Source organism: Streptomyces sp. NPDC002092 (genome assembly GCF_053593775.1).
In genome coordinates, this window is sequence record NZ_JBSFDG010000012.1 from 256,731 (window position 1) to 271,389 (window position 14,659).

Annotated in this window: 11 protein-coding genes; 1 reads left to right on the top strand and 10 read right to left on the bottom strand. The window is 70.6% G+C overall.

Going from position 1 to position 14,659, the window contains the following annotated elements; genetic code table 11:
- Positions 1 to 52: 52 nt before the first annotated feature.
- The 4 genes from ACWCRD_RS27865 to ACWCRD_RS27880 all read right to left on the bottom strand — a co-directional run bounded on the left by ACWCRD_RS27865 (position 53) and on the right by ACWCRD_RS27880 (position 4,743).
- Entirely contained in the window at positions 53 to 736 is a 684-nt protein-coding gene (locus ACWCRD_RS27865) for a response regulator transcription factor (protein ID WP_450968511.1), read from the bottom strand.
- Positions 733 to 1,884 (bottom strand): sensor histidine kinase, encoded by a 1,152-nt coding sequence (locus ACWCRD_RS27870; RefSeq protein WP_450968512.1) that lies wholly within the window; start codon positions 1,882 to 1,884, stop codon positions 733 to 735. Before ACWCRD_RS27870 ends, ACWCRD_RS27865 begins: the two co-directional genes overlap by 4 nt.
- The gene (locus tag ACWCRD_RS27875) at positions 1,881 to 2,405 is read right to left on the bottom strand and encodes a DUF1453 domain-containing protein (protein WP_450968513.1); all 525 of its coding nucleotides are present in this window, start codon (positions 2,403 to 2,405) and stop codon (positions 1,881 to 1,883) included. Before ACWCRD_RS27875 ends, ACWCRD_RS27870 begins: the two co-directional genes overlap by 4 nt.
- A 214-nt stretch (positions 2,406 to 2,619) precedes the next feature.
- Positions 2,620 to 4,743 (bottom strand): DNA gyrase/topoisomerase IV subunit B, encoded by a 2,124-nt coding sequence (locus ACWCRD_RS27880; protein WP_450968514.1) that lies wholly within the window; start codon positions 4,741 to 4,743, stop codon positions 2,620 to 2,622.
- Positions 4,744 to 5,185: 442 nt separating this feature from the next.
- Here ACWCRD_RS27880 and ACWCRD_RS27885 point away from each other — a divergent pair, with 442 nt between their 5' ends.
- Complete coding sequence (locus ACWCRD_RS27885; RefSeq protein ID WP_030945102.1) at positions 5,186 to 5,416, top strand: DUF7455 domain-containing protein; 231 nt, start codon at positions 5,186 to 5,188, stop codon at positions 5,414 to 5,416.
- A gap of 115 nt (positions 5,417 to 5,531) precedes the next feature.
- Here the strand turns inward: ACWCRD_RS27885 and ACWCRD_RS27890 are convergent, their stop codons facing one another.
- From ACWCRD_RS27890 to ACWCRD_RS27915, 6 genes are all read right to left on the bottom strand, one after another.
- Positions 5,532 to 6,377: a S1 family peptidase gene (locus tag ACWCRD_RS27890; protein ID WP_450968515.1), complete on the bottom strand. Its 846-nt coding sequence runs from the start codon at positions 6,375 to 6,377 to the stop codon at positions 5,532 to 5,534.
- A gap of 136 nt (positions 6,378 to 6,513) precedes the next feature.
- Complete coding sequence (locus ACWCRD_RS27895; protein WP_450968516.1) at positions 6,514 to 8,043, bottom strand: RNA polymerase sigma factor; 1,530 nt, start codon at positions 8,041 to 8,043, stop codon at positions 6,514 to 6,516.
- 426 nt (positions 8,044 to 8,469) lie between these two features.
- Positions 8,470 to 9,357, bottom strand: a complete 888-nt coding sequence (locus ACWCRD_RS27900; RefSeq protein ID WP_450968517.1) for a FadR/GntR family transcriptional regulator — start codon at positions 9,355 to 9,357, stop codon at positions 8,470 to 8,472.
- Positions 9,358 to 9,518: 161 nt separating this feature from the next.
- Positions 9,519 to 11,534 carry an ATP-binding cassette domain-containing protein gene (locus ACWCRD_RS27905; protein WP_450968518.1) on the bottom strand — a complete coding sequence of 672 codons (2,016 nt, stop codon included), beginning with the start codon at positions 11,532 to 11,534 and terminating at the stop codon, positions 9,519 to 9,521.
- Between the two features lie 89 nt (positions 11,535 to 11,623).
- Positions 11,624 to 12,382, bottom strand: coding sequence for an NUDIX hydrolase (locus tag ACWCRD_RS27910; protein ID WP_030939512.1), 759 nt, complete (start codon positions 12,380 to 12,382; stop codon positions 11,624 to 11,626).
- A 131-nt stretch (positions 12,383 to 12,513) separates the two neighbouring features.
- Positions 12,514 to 14,433, bottom strand: a complete 1,920-nt coding sequence (locus ACWCRD_RS27915; RefSeq protein ID WP_450968519.1) for a glycogen debranching N-terminal domain-containing protein — start codon at positions 14,431 to 14,433, stop codon at positions 12,514 to 12,516.
- Positions 14,434 to 14,659: the final 226 nt, after the last annotated feature.

Genomic DNA, 14,659 nt, shown 5'->3' on the forward strand with positions numbered 1-14,659 from the left:
ACGGATAGATCCCCGACTCTGCTTCTCCGCGCTCTTCACCCCATCAGGTGACTCATCCCGCCGGTGGCCGCGCGAGCCCCTTCGCATACGCGTAACGCACCGCCTGGGCACGGTCCTTGAGCCCCGTCTTGGTGAAGAGGTTGTTGATGTGAGTCTTCACGGTCGCGGTGGAGACGTGCAGCTTGCGGGCGATCTCCTGGTTGCTGAGGCCGTCGGCGATCAGCAGCAGCACCTCGGTCTCGCGCGCGGTGAGCCCGTCCGGCGCTTCCGTCACAGCCGGCGGCTGGGGCTCCGGGCCGGACAGCCGCTCCAGCAGCCGCCGTTGGATGCTCGGCGACAGCCCGGCGTCCCCGGACAGCACGCTCTGCACGGCCCGTACGATCTCGTCACCGCCCGCGTCCTTGGTGAGATAGCCCCGTGCCCCGGCCCGCAACGCGGGGAACAGGGACTCGTCATCGGCGTACGTGGTGAGCACCACGACCTGCGTTCCCGGATACTCCGCGCGAATGCGCCGGGTCGCCTCCACACCGTCGCAGCGCGGCATGCGCAGGTCCATCAGCACCACGTCCGGGGCGAGTTCCGCCACGAGTTGCACGGCCTCGTCCCCGTCCCCCGCGGCCCCGACGACCTCGATCCCGGGCAACAGGCCCAGCAGCATCACGATGCCCTCACGCACCACGGTCTGGTCGTCAGCGACCACCACGCGCGCGGGCCGCTGCTCCGCCCCTTCCGTCATACGGGCACCTTCAGCGTCACCGCGAACCCCTCCTCGTCCGGTCCGGCCTCCAGCGAGCCGCCCAACAGCTCGGCACGCTCGCGCATGCCCAGCAGACCGTACCCGGCGCCCGCCCCGGCGAGTTCGCCCGGCGTGCCGCCCGAGTCCCGTACATCCAGCGTCACTTGATGGTCGCTGTAGTCGAGCCGCAGCCGCACCTTGGCCCCCGGCGCGTGCTTGCGCACGTTCGTCAGGGCTTCCTGCGCGACCCTGCGCACGGCCTGCGACGCCTCCGCGGGCAGCTGCCTGCGCTCACCCGTAATGGTGACCTCGGCACCGGCCGACGTACCGACGAGCTGTGAGAGGAAGTCCTCCAGCGGAGTCAGCTCCCCGCGCAGCGCCGAGAGCGCCTGCCGTGTCTCGTCGAGTCCGTCACGGGCCATTCCCCTTGCCGCCACCACCCGCTCCAGGATCTGGTCCCGGCCGGCGCCTCGCTCGATGAGCAGCCGGGCTGCCTCGAGGTGCACGAGTTGGGCCGAGAGGCTGTGCGCCAGCACGTCATGGATCTCCCGTGCGATCCGGGCCCGCTCCGCGAGCGCCGCCGACTCCGTCTCCGCGGCCCGGGCGGCACGCTCCTGCGCCAGCAGGCGCTGGGCGCTCCCGCGGGCTTCGGCGTCGAGGCGCAGGACGTAACCGGCCAGGGCCAGGCCCGCCGTAGTCGCCGCAGTGGTCAGCCACACGTCGTTGTTGACCGCGGCGTAGGACGCGAGGGCCACGGAGGCCGTCGGCCAGGCGACCGCCAGCGGCAGCCGTTCCAGCGCGGTGACGGCGCAGCCGCACCAGAGGACGAGGGCCGGCGCCCGGAAGCCCAGGGCCTGGGCCCCGACGGCCAGTCCCATGAGCAGAAGCAGGATGGCCAGGGAGGGCCAGAGCCGGTGCTGGAACGTGGTCCGGTAAAGGGCCCAGGCGAGTACTCCGGCCACGACCACACCGAGGCCACCCACGACCGTCACCCAGCCGTGGACCCGGCTGCTGTCGAAGGCGCCCCACAGCAGGATGGCGAGGGCGAACACTCTCACGGCCCAGGCGAGCATGCGCCTCGGTCGCGAGATGCCTGTCCGCCCGAGCGCCTCCCGGGAGGGCCAGCGCATCCAGGCGTTCTGCGTCACACGCGCTCCTTCCGCGCCGGGCGGACCATGAAGTCACCGTACGCCGTGCCCCCACCGTCCGCGGGAGCCATGGACTGCGCCCGCCAGACCAGGATCCCGGAGCGGACCAGCAGGGTGGCCGCGAGGGCGACGAGCAGGGCGGAGCTGCCCTGATGGACTCCGAAGAGCATGCCGAGCGCGAAGAGGCCGACACGCAGGGCGATACCGGCGATCCAGACCGCCACGCTCGCCTTGGTGCTCTTGCTCCACACGGTGCCGTCCGGCTCCGTCCATATGCGGGTCGTCCAGGCCCATCCGGCCCCGGTGGCCAGGCCGACGAGCAGTTCGGCGCCCAGCAGAACGACCGACTCCGTGGGGTGGTGGGCGTCGAGGACACCGGGTTCACGCAGGGCCACGAAGGCGAGGACCACGGGCAGCAGCCACCAGCGCCTGCCGACGCCGATCTGCTGGGCGCGGAACTGTCGCACGACTACGAGAACGACGACAGCCGCGATCGCCAGCGCGTTGACGAACCCGGACATCAGAGCCTCCGTGAGCGAAGAGGGGAGTCGGCAGCGAGTGCTGTCGACGCCTTCGACGCTACGGAAGTTCCCAGGTCAGCAGATCGGAGCAGGGGTGGATCGGGGGTGGATCCGGACACCGCTGTCGGCTCCACCCACGGGTGGAGCCGACACCCGGCACACCGGCCGCCCCCGCCGGGTCCGACCCCGGCCCGGCCCCGGCCGAGTGCAGCCGCTACGCGTCGATGCGCGACCGGTCCAGCGTCGCCGCCGAGCTGGAGATGAACTCCTTGCGCGGTGCCACGTCGTTGCCCATCAGCAGGTCGAAGACCGTCTCTGCGGAGTCGAGGTCGGAGAGGTTGATCCGGCGCAGGGTGCGGTGCCGCGGGTCCATGGTGGTCTCGGCCAGCTGGTCGGCGTCCATCTCGCCGAGGCCCTTGTAGCGCTGGATGGAGTCCTTGTAGCGGATCCCCTTGCTCTGGAACTCCAGCAGCTTGTCGCGCAGTTCACGGTCCGAGTACGTGTAGACGTACTTGTCCTGGCCCTTCTTCGGCTGGACGATCTCGATGCGGTGCAGCGGCGGCACCGCGGCGAAGACCCGGCCCGCCTCGACCATGGGCCGCATGTACCGATGGAACAGCGTCAGCAGCAGGGTCCGGATGTGCGAGCCGTCCACATCGGCGTCGGTCATCATGATGATCTTGCCGTAGCGGGCCGCGTCGATGTCGAACGTCCGGCCCGAGCCGGCTCCTATGACCTGGATGATCGCGCCGCACTCGGCGTTCTTGAGCATGTCGGTCACGGATGACTTCTGGACATTGAGGATCTTGCCGCGGATCGGCAGCAGCGCCTGGAACTCGGAGTTCCGTGCGAGCTTGGCGGTGCCGAGCGCGGAGTCCCCCTCGACGATGAACAGCTCGCTGCGGTCCACGTCGTCGCTGCGGCAGTCGGCGAGCTTCGCGGGCAGCGACGAGGACTCCAGGGCCGTCTTCCGGCGCTGGGCGTCCTTGTGCTGGCGGGCCGCGATGCGCGTCCGGGCGGCGGCGACGGCCTTCTCCATGACCACACGGGCCTGCGCGGCGGCATCCCGCTTCGTGGAGGTCAGGAACGCCTTGAGTTCCTTGGAGATCACGGTGTTCACGATGCGCCGGGCCGCCGAGGTGCCGAGGACCTCCTTGGTCTGGCCCTCGAACTGGGGCTCGGCGAGGCGGACGGTGACCACCGCGGTGAGGCCCTCGAGGGCGTCGTCCTTGACGATGTCGTCCTCTGCGACGCGCAGCAGCTTCTTCGCCCGCAGCACCTCGTTCATCGTCTTGGTGACCGCCTGCTCGAAGCCGGCGACGTGGGTGCCTCCCTTGGGGGTGGCGATGATGTTGACGAACGACTTCAGGGTCGTGTCGTAGCCGGTGCCCCAGCGCATCGCGACATCGACGCCGAGTTCGCGGGTGACCTCGGTGGGCGTCATCTGGCCGTGGTCGTCCAGGACCGGCACCGTCTCCTTGAAGGTGCCCTGGCCGGAGAAGCGGAGGACGTCGTTGACCGGCTTGTCGCTCGCCAGGTACTCGCAGAACTCACTGATGCCGCCGTCGAAGCGGAAGGACTCCTCACCCTTGCTGCCGCCCTCGCCGAGCCCGAACTCGTCCCGGACGACAATGGTCAGGCCGGGCACCAGGAACGCCGTCTGACGGGCGCGCTGGTGCAGGTGCTCCAGGGAGAGCTTGGCGTCCTTGAGGAAGATCTGGCGGTCGGCCCAGTAACGCACGCGCGTGCCGCTGCGGGTCTTGGGGATCCGCTTGGCCTTGCGCAGCCCACTGCTGGCCTCGAACTTGGCCTCGGGGCCGTTCGCGGCGAAGGCACCCGGCACGCCGCGGCGGAAGCTGATCGCGTGGGTGTGGCCACCGCGGTCCACCTCGACGTCCAGGCGGGCCGACAGGGCGTTCACCACGGAGGCGCCCACACCGTGCAGACCGCCGGAGGCCGCGTAGGAGCCGCCGCCGAACTTGCCGCCGGCGTGCAGCTTGGTCATGACGACCTCGACGCCGGACAGACCGGTCTTGGGCTCGACGTCGACCGGGATGCCCCGGCCGTTGTCCCGGACCTCCACCGACCCGTCGTCGTGGAGGATCACCTCGATGTGGTCGCAGTAGCCCCCGAGGGCCTCGTCCACGGAGTTGTCGATGATCTCCCACAGGCAGTGCATCAGACCGCGGCTGTCGGTCGACCCGATGTACATGCCCGGGCGCTTGCGCACGGCCTCGAGCCCCTCAAGGACGAGCAGGTGCCGCGCGGTGTAGTTGGAACCGTCCCGGTCTGCTCCTGCCAGCAGCGCTGTGGACGGCACGGACGTCTCGGCGGTCACGCGGTTCGCTCCTCGCTGAATTTCAGGTGGGGCCCTGGTGGGTAAGGACCCGGCTTCGGTCGCCGTCAAGAGGGTACCGAGGCCTGGTAGAGCCGTTGTAACGCCACCCTCGTCTGGAGTTAAGACTAGTCCACGGTCGCATGCATGTTCGATCCCTCGATGGAGTGAAGTACATATCACGTTCCCTTCGAGGCATGAACCATTTAGGCTCCGGGCACGTCCTCATGAACAACCGGCAAGCCAGCCGGGAGGACCTGACATTGACAGACTGCGCGAACCCGTACGACACACAGACACGCAATACGGCACATTCGCCGCCAACCGGCAGCAGACAGCCGGCCTCGAAAGATTTTTTCGAGGAAAAGCCCGGGGCGGGAACGTTTTAGGGCTGGTTGGATGTTGACCCTGGTACGACAGCTCGTCGAGCTAGAGAAGAGGCGACGTGACTACTGTTCTGACCCCCGCGAGCCCACTGACGGCCGCCGATCGCTGCGACCGCTGTGGCGCGCAGGCCTACGTGCGCGTTGTCCTGCTCAGCGGCGGAGAACTGCTCTTCTGCGCCCACCACGGCCGCAAGTTCGAGCCGGAACTCAAGAAGATCGCCGCTGAGATACAGGACGAGACGGAGCGGCTGACGTCCGTTCCGGCATCCGCCTCCGAAGAAGAGCGCTGATACCTCGCACATACGACGAGCCAGCTCCGGCACAGGCCGGTACGGGCGGCGCGGCCCCTGCCTCAGGGACCGCGCCGCCCGCGCTCGTACCGCCCCAGATGCCGTCCGGGCACCGTCAGTGGGCCCTGCCCCCGCTCCGCCGACCCATCCCTCGTAGGGCCTCGGAGACGCGCGTATAGACGCCGGGGCTGCCCGCACGACCGCAGCCGCTTCCCCAGGACACGAGTCCGATGAGCTTGCCCTGGGCGACAAGGGGCCCACCGCTGTCCCCCTGGCAGGCGTCGTGGCCGCCTCCGGCCTCCCCGGCGCACAGCATGCTCTTGGCCTGGTACGTGCCATCGGCGCTGCCTGGATACGCCTCCTGGCACCGGGCGTCGGGCAGCACATGCACGCGTGTCGCCCGCAGCGTGTGCGCATAGTCCCCGCCGCCGGTGAGATCGCCCCACCCGGAGACGGTCGCGCTGGTGCCCGGCTTGTACGCAGGATCGCCGGCGGCCGCCATTGCGATGACCGACCTGCGCGGCAGCGGTCTGGAGAGGGTGAGCACGGCGAAGTCCTCGGCGTTGCTGTCGCTGTCGAAGGTCGGACTCACCTGGACGTCACGTACCGAGATCTCCCGGCCGCGGTCCGAAAGCAGGTCCGTACGGTTCGCGATGACCTTGAGGTCGTGGACGCGCTCCGGCGGCGCCCCCAGGACGTCCTCGCCCATGCAGTGGGCCGCGGTGAGCACGGTCGTACGGCTGATGGCCACACCGCCGCAGAACTGCCCCGCACGCGTACCTCCGAACCGGTCACGACTGGAGAGCGCCACCGTCCACGGGCTCTCGGACACATCGATCGGGAAACTCCCTATGACAACGCTGTCGGCGGCCGCGGGAGCAGTGGAAAGCAACGGTATTGCGGTCGCGGCAGCCACAAGGGCCAGCGGCCGGGCCAGCGCCCGGACAAAGGGACGACGCATACGAGCTCCTCACTCTGGGATGTCGTGGGAGACCCAGAGTGATCCAGCTCGTCACAGCCCGCACCTGCGCGACAGCACGAAAAGGCCCGGTCCTCCACGCGGGAGGACCGGGCCTTCGATGTCGTACGACGGCGTCCTAGTCGAGGTAGTCGCGCAGCACCTGAGAACGCGACGGGTGGCGCAGCTTCGACATGGTCTTGGACTCGATCTGGCGGATGCGCTCGCGCGTGACGCCGTACACCTTGCCGATCTCGTCGAGGGTCTTCGGCTGACCGTCGGTGAGACCGAAGCGCATCGAGACGACGCCCGCCTCGCGCTCGGACAGGGTGTCGAGCACGGAGTGCAGCTGCTCCTGCAGGAGTGTGAAGCTGACCGCGTCGGCCGGAACGACCGCCTCGGAGTCCTCGATGAGGTCACCGAACTCGCTGTCGCCGTCCTCGCCCAGTGGGGTGTGCAGGGAGATGGGCTCGCGGCCGTACTTCTGGACCTCGATGACCTTCTCGGGGGTCATGTCGAGTTCCTTGGCCAGCTCCTCCGGGGTGGGCTCGCGGCCCAGATCCTGGAGCATCTGGCGCTGCACGCGCGCGAGCTTGTTGATGACCTCGACCATGTGCACCGGGATACGGATGGTGCGGGCCTGGTCGGCCATGGCGCGGGTGATCGCCTGACGGATCCACCAGGTGGCGTACGTGGAGAACTTGTAGCCCTTGGTGTAGTCGAACTTCTCGACCGCGCGGATCAGACCGAGGTTGCCCTCCTGGATGAGGTCCAGGAAGAGCATGCCGCGACCGGTGTAGCGCTTGGCCAGGGAGACCACCAGACGGAGGTTGGCCTCCAGGAGGTGATTCTTGGCGCGGCGGCCGTCCTCGGCGATGATCTCCAGCTCTCGCTTGAGCTTCGGGGCCAGCTTGTCGGCGTTGGACAGCTTGTCCTCGGCGAACAGGCCCGCCTCGATGCGCTTGGCGAGCTCGACCTCCTGCTCGGCGTTGAGCAGGGGGACCTTGCCGATCTGCTTGAGGTAGTCCTTGACCGGGTCGGCGGTGGCACCGGCCGCGGCGACCTGCTGGGCCGGCGCGTCGTCCTCGTCCTCATCGGAGAGCACGAAGCCCGCGCTCTCGGCGCCCTCGGGCTCGTCGGCGCCCTTGGGGGTGTCCTCGAGCACCTCCTCCTCGAGGACCTCGGCGTCGTCCTTCTTGGCGCTGGTCTTCTTGGCCGCCGTCTTCTTGGCGACGGTCTTCTTCGCGGGCGCCGTCTTCTTGGCGACCGCCTTCTTCGCAGCGATCTGCTTGGCGTCGTCCTCGACGGGCGTGTCGGCGGCGGGCGCCTCGGGGGTGGCGGTGGCGGTGGCCTTCTTGGCGGTCACCGTCTTCGCTGCGACCGTCTTGGTGGCGGTGCGCTTGGCCGGACTCTTCGCTGCGACGCTCTTTCGGGTGCGCTTGGGCTCCGCGGCACTGACCATCAGCGTCACACCCTCTTCCTCGAGGATCTGGTTGAGGCTGCGCAGTACGTTCTTCCACTGAGTGGCCGGAATCTGGTCAGCTTCGAAGGCCCGACGCACATCGTCGCCGGCGATCTGCCCCTCAGCCTTTCCCCGCTCAATCAGAGCCATGACAGAGACGGACTCGGCGATCTCCGGCGGGAGCGTACGGGATGTGCTGGCCGACACGAACAACCTCTCGGAACGTTGGAAAACGGCTTCCGGCCCCGTCCAGGACGGACAGGAGCCGACCGCCGGCTTGGGGATTGGGCCGACGGCGCGGGCGGGACCGGGAAGATGCACAGCGCCGCAAACGGCGTCCGTATTCCCTCCTCGGCTGTCACCTCTTAGGTCATCGCGCTGTTTCCCCGAGCGTTACGCCCAATCTGCGTGGTCCGAATCACACCCTGTAAGCACCTAAAGGCGGTCAGACAGGGACATACAGGGTCACCCGGGGGCGGGATCGGGGCTTTCCCAAGGCCTCCGCGACCCGTGGCGCCGTCGGACCCCGCAGGATCCCGGAGATCCTGCGGGGTCCGACGGAGGCGGTTCGGCGGCCGAGCCATGCCCCAGGAGGGGGAGGCATCTCCCGGCCGCGCCGCCCGCGGGCTGCGGTCAGTGTTCGCGCGGCGCGGGCACCACGCGCTCCACCTCGGGGTGGACGGTCAGCAGTTGGCGCATGGCCGACTCGGCCGCCGCGCCGTCCCCGGTACCGAGGGCGTCGACGATCCTGCCGTGGTGCGCCAGCGAGGTCTCGTTCGGCCGGTCACAGCCGGTCACCGGGCCGCCGGAGACGTGGAGGGCGGCCGAGACGATCCCGGAGAGGTGCTCCAGCATCCGATTGCCCGCAACCTGGATCAGCAGGGAGTGGAACTCGGCGTCGGCGCGGGAGAAGGTGATGGCGTCACCCTGTCCCATGGCGTGGCCCATGATCTCCACCATGTCGGCGAGCCGCTGCTGGACGTCCTCACGCCCGTGCCCGGCGGCGAGGCGGGCGGCGAGCGGTTCGATCGTCCAGCGCAGTTCGCTCAGCTCGCGGCGCTGATCGTCGCGCTGCGGCCCGAAGGCGCGCCATTCGATGATGTCCGGATCGAGCAGGTTCCAGTCGCTGACCGGGCGCACACGCGTACCGACGTTCGGGCGAGCGCTGACCAGGCCCTTGGCCTCCAGGACCCGGAGCGACTCACGGACGACGGTGCGGGAGACCTCGAAACGCTGGCCGATTTCCTCGGGCACCAGCGGACGGTCGGCGCCCAGATCGCCGGAGACGATCATCTGGCCCAGCTGCTGGACGAGTTGGCCGTGCAGCCCGCGTCCGCGGCTGCCCGCGGCGCGTCGGCCCACGCGGCCCAGCTCCGGGTCCGCGCTCTCCCAGGCGGGGGCTCCGACGCGGTCGACCACATGGGCCTCGGCGTAGGGGTAGCGGTCGAGATCGCCCGGGCCGGCCAGACCGGAGTCGGTGGAGCGGGCGGCGGTCATCATGGTGTGCGCAAGGGTACTCACGGATCCTTTGTCGGCGCGGTCTCCAACTCCCTTGAGGTCTTTGGTGAAAAGCACACGAAAGGGTGATCGCTCACCCCGTCGCAATTGACGCCTTATCGGAAAGAAATGGGCTTTCCCCAGGGAGTTGCGCACAGGGTAGGACGAAAGCGCACGGACGGTTGTCATCGGGCCCTGCTGCGCAGGGTGGTGAGCAGATACGCGCAGAGCAGAGCGGTGAGCGACAACGTCAGGGCACCGCCGACGGGTTGGGCGATCACCCTCGCCGCGGCCCACAGATAGCGCTCTCCCCCGAAGGGCCACTGCAGCAGGAACACCTCGCGCAACCGCAGCGGAAGTCCGGCCGCCATCCGCACGGACGATCCCGCCAAGGCCTTCTGTACGAGCGGAACGACGACGACCGGTACGGAGATCACGGCCGCGAGTCCTGCCGTGGTGGACCGGAAGACGCCCGCGGCCAGCACTCCGGCCCAGGCACATCCGACGACGAGACCGAGCCAACTTGCGCTCAGCGAAAGCCAGTCCATGGGAACTTGCATGAGCTCCCGTCCGTAGACGATGTAGAGCACCTCGGCGTCGCAGCCGACCGTGAGGAAGGCCAGCATCAGCGCGGTGGCCGTGGCGACGAGGAGTTTCGCGGCGAGCAGCCCCAGCCGACGGGGCACGGTGCCGCGATCCGCCGCAAGTGCGGGATGGCGGAACTCGTCGCCGAAGGCCAGCGCGCCGAGGAGTCCCGCACCGAGCGCGGCGGGCGGCAGCGGCAGCTCACGCGGCCACGCGGCCAGCAGGCGCGCCTGTGGGGTGTGTCCGATCCGGGCCAGGAGAACGGCGGCGAGGGCGGACACGACGAGTACCAAGGCCCCGGTGACGAACCCGGTGCCGATGCCGGCGGCGCGACGGATTTCGTAGCGCAGAGGCCGCAGGGGGCTGGGAGCCGGGCGGACGGAGATGGGGGGCGGGAGGGAGGGCGGGCCGTCGAGGGCGCCTGCTTCAGCCGGGCGTACGGCCGGCGTCGGGGCGCGCCCCGCCGGCACACGTGACTGGGGCGCGTGGAAGGGTGCCTTCAGCCTGCCGACCTCACCGGGCACGTCAGCCGGGGACTGCGGTTCGGGGTGCGCTTCGGACGAGGCATCGGCCGGAGTCGGGGAGGTCGGTTCGGCGCCTGCCTGCCCGGCCGCGTCAGCCGGGGTCGAGCAGTGCGCTGCCGCGTCGGGCCCGAGGGCCCCGTCCGAGGCGGGTGGCTCGTCCGGCACCTGCGGCTCGTCGGCGGATTCCGGCCCGTCGACCGGGGATTGCACCGCTCCGGGCCCCATGTCGCCGATTTCGTCGGCGAGTTGATGTACGAGGATGCCATGGCGGAACGCGGTCTCTCCGACCTCGGCACAACTACTGCCGTAGACGGAGAGGCGGTTGCCGCCCTCGTGCACGACTTCGACGGAGCGATGGCCGGTGCGGGCTTCCTTGGTGAGCAGGGCGGCGAGCCGCACGACATGCGGGCTGCGGACGGCGACACGGGGGCGCAGCCGGGTGCGGGCGAAGTCCTCCGCGTCCTGGTCGGCGACGAGCCTGCCCCGCTCCAGCGTGATGACCCGGTGGGCGCTGCGCGCCGCCTCCTTGGGGTCGGCCGTGGTGAGCAGGACCGTACCGCCCTGAGCGGCGTGTGCGTGCAGCATGCCGTACAGCCAGCGGGACTCGCGGGGGGAGAGACCGCCGGCGGGTTCGTCGAGCACGAGCGTGTGCGGGTCGGACAGCAGGGCGCAGGCCAGGCCGAGGCGGCGGTCCATCCCGCGCGAGAGGGTGCCGAGGCGTTCGTCGCGCAGACTGACGAGGCCGACCACCTCGAGGACCTCGTCGGCGCGGCGGGCTGGAACTCCTGCCGCGGCGCACAGCATGCGGAGATGGCCACGGACGGTACGGGCCGGGTGCCCCGGTACATCACCCAGGAGCACGCCGACTTCGCGCCCCGGATGGGCGATGCGGTGCAAGGGGCGGCCCTTGAAGTAGGTGATGCCACGGCCCTGTTGGAGTTCGAGCATGAGTTTGAGTGCGGTCGTCTTGCCCGCCCCCGGCGCGCCGAGCAGCGCGGTGACGCGGCCTGCGCGCACGTCGAAGGAGACGTCGTCGACCGCGGGCGGAAGCTCCTTGCGGGGATTGCTGGTCAATCCGTAGGCCTGGATCACCCGAAGCAAGATAGCGCGCTATGTCCGATTTTTCGGGTATAGCGCGGCCCTCTCTGCAGGCCGTGGCCGGTCCGCCCGGCACCGTGCCGTCACACTTCGGGGCGCAGCATCGGGGGGTTGAGCAGTGTGGCGCCGCCGGCCCGGAACAACTGGGCTGGGCGGCCGCCCTGGCGAGTGGTGGTCCCGCCGGTGGGGACGAGGAACCCGGGTGTACCTGTCACCTTGCGGTGGAAGTTGCGCGGGTCGAGGGCCACGCCCCACACCGCTTCGTAGACCCGGCGCAGCTCGCCGACGGTGAACTCGGTGGGGCAGAACGCCGTGGCGAGCGACGAGTACTCGATCTTGGAGCGGGCGCGCTCCACACCGTCGGACAGGATCTGGGCGTGGTCGAAGGCGAGCGGCGCCACAGGTTCGCCGTCCCGGCCGTAACCGCCCTGCTGCAGCAGTTCCTCGACCGGCGCCCAGCGCGCATTGCTGGCGTCTCCGCCCGCTCGGGGTGCGGGCAGGTCGGGGGCGAGTGCCAGGTGGGCGACGCTGACCACGCGCATCCGCGGGTCCCGCTTGGGGTCTCCGTAGGTCGCGAGTTGCTCCAGGTGGGCACCGTTGTCCTGGGCGGGAACGGCAGGGTCGTGGGCACGCAGCCCGGTCTCCTCGGCCAGCTCACGCGCGGCTGCCTGTGCCAGATCCTCGTCGGCCCGTACGAAGCCGCCGGGGAGCGCCCAGCGCCCCTGGAACGGTGGTTCGCCCCTGCGTACCGCCAGCGCGCACAGGGCATGCCGGCGCACGGTCAGCACGACCAGGTCCACGGTGACGGCGAAGGGCGGAAATGCTGACGGGTCGTAGGGCATGCGGCGATCATAGTCGTCTGCCTGACGATAAACACTCCTTTCGCCGGCCGCTTCGACGGCTGATCCACTTCGCTCCGGTATGAGCCGCACCCCCTGGTCCCGGGTGCTGTGCGGTGGTACGTCGTCCCAGGTCACACTCCTAATTGCAGCCCGTCGGCGGCCTCCTCCACCATGGCGAGGCCGAGGCGGCTGACCCGTACGGAGAAGGGAGCCCCGGCGATGCGCAGTCCCCTCAGAACGATCTCGCCCAGGGGGGCACTGTGCATGGGCCGCAGTGTGATCGTCCCGGCCGGAGCGTCCGGACGGATACCCGCGAGAGTCACCAGCAGCAGCACACCGGCGGCCGCCGCCGTGGCGGCCGGACGACAGGCCGCCGGGTGCGGGAGGGGAGCACTCCCGGCGGTGCGCTGCTCCCCCGCGTACATCTCGGGCAGCCGGTGTCCGAAGCTCTCGGCCGCCGCCAGGGCGCCCCTCAACAGCGAACCCGCCTCCTTCTCGTAGCCGGCGGCAGCCAGGCCTGCGACGGCGATCGCCGTCTCGTGGACCCGCACGGCGCCGCTTCGGTGGCCGAACGGGTTGTAGCCGGCTTCCTTCACGCCCAGTCCGCGCAGCCCCCAGCCCGAGTCCATCCCCGGGCCGCCCAGCAAGCGGGCGAGCTGTTCGGTCTGCACCTTGTCGAGCAGCCCGAGGGCCGGCTCGCCCCCGCCGAGCAGGCCGGTGTCGAGGAGATGGGCGGCGGCAGCACCCAGGTACGGCAGCGGGGTGCCGTCGGGGGCGCGAGCGGCGGCCGGCCTGCCGCCACCCCGGTCGTCGACCCAGAAGTCCCTCCTGAACTCCGCCCGCAACATCTGGGCCCACTGTCGCAGCTCGGCGCCGCCCGGCCTCCCGCAGCCATCGAGCAGATCGGCCCCCAGCAGGGCCGCACGGTGGGCGTGGGCCTGCGTCTCGCAGCGGACCGGACCGCCGGGCTGCGGGTCACTCAGGTAGGTGCCCTCGCCGACGGTCGTCCGCAGCCAGGCCAGGCAGCGCTCGGCCGCCGGCAGCAGTTCCTCCGTCTCGGCCTCGGGAAGGCCCCAGCGGCGGGCCTCCGCGAGGAGCGCGGGGAAGAGCAGCGTGGCTTCCGTGCCGGTACAGCCTGGCGGCAGATGGATGCCCGCGTCCCGTCGGGGACCGGGGATCATGCCGGACTGCGGCCCCACGCCCCGGAGTTGGGTGCGCGCGAGGCTGCGCAGCGTGCCTGCGGCGAGCCGGGTCCCGAGGGACAGCGTCATCCGCGCCGCCGCCAGTGCCTCGGCCGGGGCCGGGCCGCACCGCCAGGGGGCTCCTGCCGCGAGCTGTATGTCGGAAGGGTCGGCGGGGTCGCGCAGCAGCAGGGCATGGAGATCCTCGACGCTCGTCCGCAGCAGCGGCTGGACCCTGGGGTCGTCACCGGACCCCCTGGCGGCGGCAAGAGGGCTCGTGGCCGCGCGGCGCACGGCCCGGACAGGGCCCGCTCCCTCCGGCCGTACCCGCAGCTCCACGCTGGTGCTGCCGCCCGGGGACAGCTCGAACTCCCAGCGCAGCAACCCTGCGGAGGCCAGTGCGTCCGCGGGCGGCGGATCTGCCGTGACCGACGAGTTCCCGGCGGCGCCGGACCAGCGCAGGCCCGAGTCGTGGACACTGGCGGGCAGTTCGGGCCCGGCGGTGCCCGACGCAATGGCGCCCAGGTCGGCCAGGTCCGTGCCGAGGGCGACTTCGAGAGGCACACGCAGGGGGCGCCGGGCCGCACTGTGCAGGGTGATGCGCTCCGTCCCGTCCGCATGGCGGATCCGCTCGACGACGAGGTCCGGGTCCGGGCCGGAGTGTGGCGAGGCACGCAGCGTGCCCACGAAGCGGGCTCGGCCGGACGAGGTCATCCGGGCGTGCACCGCCAGCGGTTCGCGCCCGGCCACGCGGACCTGGCAACGGGAGAGCACGCGTCGGCCCGCCCGGTAGAACCCTTCCAGCCCCTGACCGGTCATCTGCCCGTCCTCGGACGAGATGGCCAGCCCCGGGAGTGCGACGCAGATCATGGCGGTGTGCGTGGACGGCAGTTCGACGGACCGGCGGGGCGTCGGCGGCGTTGCGGCTCGGGAGGGTGGAGTTGCTCCTGGGGGCGAGAAGGTGGACGAGCGGGGCGTCTGACCCGGGGGCGAGGGCAGGATCCGACTCCGGCTTGAAGGTGACGGCAGTGCGTGTTGCCGACCTGTGAGTGGCTCGGGGGGCCGGGGCGGGTCGGCCGACCCGGGTGGGGGCTGA

Excerpts from the sequence above, each read along its gene's own strand:
- ACWCRD_RS27875 (WP_450968513.1), bottom strand. The coding sequence starts at position 2,405 with ATGTCCGGGTTCGTCAACGCGCTGGCGATCGCGGCTGTCGTCGTTCTC.
- ACWCRD_RS27915 (WP_450968519.1), bottom strand. The coding sequence starts at position 14,433 with ATGATCTGCGTCGCACTCCCGGGGCTGGCCATCTCGTCCGAGGACGGG.
- ACWCRD_RS27865 (WP_450968511.1), bottom strand. The coding sequence starts at position 736 with ATGACGGAAGGGGCGGAGCAGCGGCCCGCGCGCGTGGTGGTCGCTGAC.
- ACWCRD_RS27910 (WP_030939512.1), bottom strand. The coding sequence starts at position 12,382 with ATGCCCTACGACCCGTCAGCATTTCCGCCCTTCGCCGTCACCGTGGAC.
- ACWCRD_RS27890 (WP_450968515.1), bottom strand. The coding sequence starts at position 6,377 with ATGCGTCGTCCCTTTGTCCGGGCGCTGGCCCGGCCGCTGGCCCTTGTG.